Annotated in this window: 7 protein-coding genes; 3 read left to right on the top strand and 4 right to left on the bottom strand. The window is 62.6% G+C overall.

The annotated features are described in order from the left end of the window. Window positions 1–144: 144 nt before the first annotated feature. The 4 genes from EOA60_RS20690 to EOA60_RS20705 form a co-directional block, all read right to left on the bottom strand. On the bottom strand, window positions 145–561 hold the full coding sequence (locus tag EOA60_RS20690; RefSeq protein ID WP_127335199.1) for a lasso peptide biosynthesis B2 protein: 417 nt from the start codon (window positions 559–561) through the stop codon (window positions 145–147). Next, the gene (locus EOA60_RS20695; protein WP_095824331.1) at window positions 545–844 is read right to left on the bottom strand and encodes a PqqD family protein; all 300 of its coding nucleotides are present in this window, start codon (window positions 842–844) and stop codon (window positions 545–547) included. The genes EOA60_RS20690 and EOA60_RS20695 overlap by 17 nt, the downstream gene beginning before the upstream one ends. Before the next feature lie 149 nt (window positions 845–993). Next, window positions 994–1,146 carry a lasso peptide gene (locus EOA60_RS20700; protein ID WP_082953851.1) on the bottom strand — a complete coding sequence of 51 codons (153 nt, stop codon included), beginning with the start codon at window positions 1,144–1,146 and terminating at the stop codon, window positions 994–996. A 292-nt stretch (window positions 1,147–1,438) separates the two neighbouring features. Continuing rightward, a complete protein-coding gene (locus EOA60_RS20705) occupies window positions 1,439–1,651 on the bottom strand; it encodes a hypothetical protein (protein WP_127215155.1) in 213 nt (70 codons plus the stop codon). Between EOA60_RS20705 and EOA60_RS20710 the strand changes: the two genes are divergently transcribed. The 3 genes from EOA60_RS20710 to EOA60_RS20720 form a co-directional block, all read left to right on the top strand. After that, window positions 1,650–2,807, top strand: a complete 1,158-nt coding sequence (locus EOA60_RS20710; RefSeq protein WP_095824330.1) for a nucleotidyltransferase family protein — start codon at window positions 1,650–1,652, stop codon at window positions 2,805–2,807. The two genes, EOA60_RS20705 and EOA60_RS20710, sit on opposite strands and share 2 nt — an antisense overlap. Window positions 2,808–2,862: 55 nt before the next feature. Then, complete coding sequence (locus EOA60_RS20715; RefSeq protein ID WP_095824329.1) at window positions 2,863–3,879, top strand: glycosyltransferase; 1,017 nt, start codon at window positions 2,863–2,865, stop codon at window positions 3,877–3,879. A 126-nt stretch (window positions 3,880–4,005) separates the two neighbouring features. Further along, a partial coding sequence (locus tag EOA60_RS20720) for a hypothetical protein (protein ID WP_128311807.1) occupies window positions 4,006–4,342 on the top strand: 337 nt, incomplete at its 3' end.

Here is a 4,342-nt window from a genome sequence, read left to right on the forward strand (position 1 = left end):
GCCTAGTGCTGCGTGTCTGTCCGTCCACCATGAGCTGCCGTCGCGCGCCCGGTGGCGCATGCGCGCCAGCATCTGCTGGATGTCGGCCGCCGCCGCTGGGCTGCCATCCTGTCTGAGCAGAATTCCGGCGACGCCGCTCATCGCCTAGTGTCCGTGATCGACAAGATGGGCAAAGCCGTTGATCGAGCCGCCAAGCACGATGTGGTCGCCGCTGATCAGCCAGGCATGCGCCTTGAGATCGGCGCCGGGGTCGCGCGCGATGCCGATGCTGATCGTGGAGGCCTTGCCCTGGCGGGCAAGCAGATACTGTCCGGCGAGCGCCTGGGTAAGGCAGCTGGCGCCCGGCACGTATCGCGCAGCAGCGGCAACGCCCCATGCGACGCGCCGCAGATCGGCGATGCCAGCGTCATTCCTCGCTTCCAGTCGAGTCACCAGCGCGCGCATGCGATTATAGGACGAAAGCATAAGCCCCAGCCGTACCAGGCTGACCACTGCCAGGCGGCGCGCCAGAAACAGCGCCTCCGGGCCGCTAAGCGAGAGGACCCTAGGCCAGTTCCTCATGGTGGAAACTCGCAAGCCCGGCTTCGATCAGTCCCTTGAGCAAGCCCTCGACATCGGCCTTGCAGCGTTCTGTACCGACATCATAGCGGGCGAGCACCGCGCTTGTTATGTCGGGGATCGGTCGTGGCTCCTGGATCAGCTCCCAAATGTAGGCGCCGACGCCGTTCAGGCTGTAGTAGATGTTGGATTTAAGATGGAGCAGCGCCAGTCCGTTGCCGAATTCACAAGCCACGGCATCGCCGCTCGCGACCACGCGGTCATGGTTCGATGGGTTCCAGTGCATCCTAAAACCTCATTGTTGAACGCTTGCGTGACCTCGACCGGGATCGGTTGCCTGCGATCCTCAGGGAGCCCAGGACAGGGCCCCGGTTCACCGTTTGAAGAAAGAGAACGCCCGGAGCCCCAACTGCGACAACTCCGGGCGCTGCAAGCTCAGGAGAAGGTGAGCTCACCGACCGGTGTGTGCGCGGGAAATGCCGCGTCAAGCGCCGTGGTCCCGGAGGCACCCTGCGTGATCGTTTCGATCGAACCGTGAACCGTCAGGCTTGGGGTCTCGTACTCTTGCTTTTCAACATTCTGTTCCATTCTATTCTCCAATTAAGACTGGAAGCGGCGTCGGAATGCCGCCAGCATATTGCTATGCTGCATTGCAATTGCTGCACGGCAACATTTATGAGTCAAGCCTGATTTACCAGGCAGTAATCAATTCTTGGTTGCGCATGCCTGCGTCGGTGATGACACCGTCGGCTTTTTGCATCTCGGGCGAACACCACTCGAACGTTCAACATCGCCTTTTTGCCGTCTAAGTAAGCATATGATTTGATTGAGGTAAGTTCGTGAGCTTAAGTGGCTATGTGGGAATTGCGATGAAAACACTTCAGAAAATAGCAGATTGCCGGCTCACTTCGCCGCCGCCGGATTTGTCTTCAAAAGTGATCGGCGATGAGCGGATATGAACGCTCAGGTTGCAGGCGCGAGGCGGCTTGGGAAGGCGCTGGATGGCGCTCCTGATTTTTTGGCGATGCTTTTCTTCGCAGTTGCGGTATAAACGCCGCCGCGGGCGGTTTTGCGGAGAGACGACAACGGGCATGGCCGTGCAGGACGCTTCTTACGACAGGCTGCGTGCGGCCGGCAGTGCCGACGAAGTCGCCTATGTGCAGGCCTGTCTGCGGCTGTTCTTCAATCCAACAGTGCGAGCAGTCGACCATGGCGGTATGCCGGCTCCGGCAATCTGCGTGGCCGACGTTACCGACATTGCGAGGTTGAACAAGGTCGCGGTCTTTTTGCTCAAGGCTCTCTCGCATGGGGCCACCGGCCCGACGCCTCCCGAATTGCTCGCATGGCTCGATGGGTATCGCCGGCGTACCATGTCGATGAATGCCGCCTCCATCGGCGATTCGATCGCCATCCATCAGGTGTTGCAGGACAGGCAGATCGACTTCGTCTTCCTGAAGGGACCGCTCCAGCAGCAACTGCTCTACGGCGACCATTTCATGAAGCCGTCCGGCGACGTCGATATTCTGGTTTGCCCGTCCGGCTTCGCTGCCGCCCGCGAAGCCCTTCGCTCGGCCGGCTACGAGGTCGCCGGCAAGTCCCGGTCGGTCTGGTGGGTGCGTTTCCTCGGCGAGCAGCACATGGTCCGCGACGATGGCGTGCGGGCCGCAACGGTCGATCTCCATTATCGGCTGCAGCAGCCGGGCTCGCCGAGCCCGCGCGACATCGACGGCTTCCTGCGCCGCAAGCGCGAGGTCAAGGTTGCGGGCGCCTCCATGCCCCTGATATCGGCGTCCGACACGTTGCTCTTGTCCTGCATCAGCGTCGCCAAAGCCTTCTTCAACCGCGAGCCCTGCGCCGGCTATGTCTGCGACGTCAGAGCCGCGGCCGGCCGGCTGAACGAAGCCGAGCAGCAGAAACTGCTCGACCATGCCGCTGAGCAGGGCCTCGCCGACACGCTGCTGCTTGCTTTGCGCGCGGCCGATGTTCTGCTTGGCGGTACCGGCACGCTGCTTTCGGACCGCGCCACCCGGATCCTGGCGCGCATCGACAATGCCGACCTCTTCCACATGGTGATCGCGCCCTGGCTGTCCTCGTTGCGCTGGCCGCAGCGGCGGACGGTGCTGTGGGAGCTCTGCGGTCGCGAGCCGGTGCGCTATCTGACTGAGGCCGGCTGGGCGGCTTCCGCCGATCTCAGCCGGCGGATCTTCGAGCGGCCGGCCGCGGCCGCGCCGGTGCGGGGCAACGCATGAAGATCGGTTTTGCATTCATAGGCGGGCTGTCACTCACGCAATCGAAAGGTGAATCATGGCCGTGACGACCCCAAGGGTCTGCGTCATCATCGCCGCCCGCAACGCGGCGCGGACCATACCGGTCGCCATCGCTTCGGCTCTGCGCGAGCCGGAGGTGGCGGAAGTCGTCGTGGTCGACGACGCCTCCACCGACGACACACAGAATGTGGCGCGCGCCGCCGATGATGGCAGCGGCCGGCTCAAGGTGATGCGTCTCGACGTCAACCATGGTCCGTCCTTTGCGCGCAACGCCGCGATCAAGGCTTCCGTTTCGCCTTTCATCAGCATCCTCGACGCCGACGATTTCTTCCTCGAGGGGCGTTTCCGCCCGCTGTTTGCCAGCCCCGACTGGGATTTCGCGGCGGACAACATCATGCTGATCAGGGACGATGCCGCGACCGACCCCACCAAGGTCGCGGCTCCCTCCTTCGCGCCAGAACCACAATTCCTCGACTTCGAGCGTTTCATCGAAGGCAACATTTCCCGTCGCCGCGTGCTGCGCGGCGAACTGGGCTTCCTCAAGCCGGTGATCAGCCGGGCGTTCCTCGAACGTCACGGGCTGAGCTACGATGAAAACCTGCGGCTCGGTGAGGACTACGAGCTCTATGCGCGCGCGGTCGCCCGCGGCGCGCGTTTCAAGATCATCAAGTCCTGCGGCTATGGTGCGATCGTTCGCGCCGATTCGCTGAGCGGCCGCCACAGGACGCAGGATCTGAAGCGGCTTGCCGATGCCGACCTGGCCTTGCTGGCGCTGGGCAACCTGCCGGAGGGCTCGAAGGCTGCGTTGCGGCGCCACGAGCGCCATGTGCGCGACAAATACCGGCTGCGCAATTTCCTTGACGTGAAGGCGGAGCGCGGCCTGGCATCGGCTGCCGCCTATGCCTTGGCCAGCCAGTCCAATCTGATCCCGATCGTTCGCGGCGTGGCGGCCGACAAGCTGGACGCCCTGCTCCGCCGCGCCGGCATTGCTGCAAAGCAGCAGGTGCCGCCGATGCGCTTCCTGATGCCGGCAACGAATGCCGCAACAGAATGATCCGACAAAAGCGTCAGCGCTGGCGCCGTTCCCAAAAAAATCCGCTTTCCGAAACTACGAGGTTGCCTACTTGCCCCGAGAATGGCAAGCTATGTTGCGGTGCAGCAATTTCGAAAGGCCAATCGAATGGCTTCGATTTTTGGCTTTAGATCCAGGGATCCGGCGCGTGACCGGCAGACCGATCTCCAGCGGCTCGACCGTCTGGCGAAGCTGTTCGACCAGATCTCCGCCGAGATCGAAGCGGAAAAGACCGGGCTGGAGAACCGCTATCGGTCGACGGCAACCAACGCCGCTTTCCTGGTCGAGGCAATGGAGAACGGCTCCGCGTCGACAGACAAGTCGTCGGATGTCAACACGATGACCGGCGCGATCCTGAATTACGAGCGGCGCATCGCCGAACTCACGCGTCAGAAAGGTCTGATGAAGGAACTGCGTCATTCGCTCGACGCGATTGTCGAAGATG

Origin of the sequence: Mesorhizobium sp. M1A.F.Ca.IN.020.06.1.1 (assembly GCF_004023265.1) — a bacterium.
Lineage (GTDB): Bacteria > Pseudomonadota > Alphaproteobacteria > Rhizobiales > Rhizobiaceae > Mesorhizobium.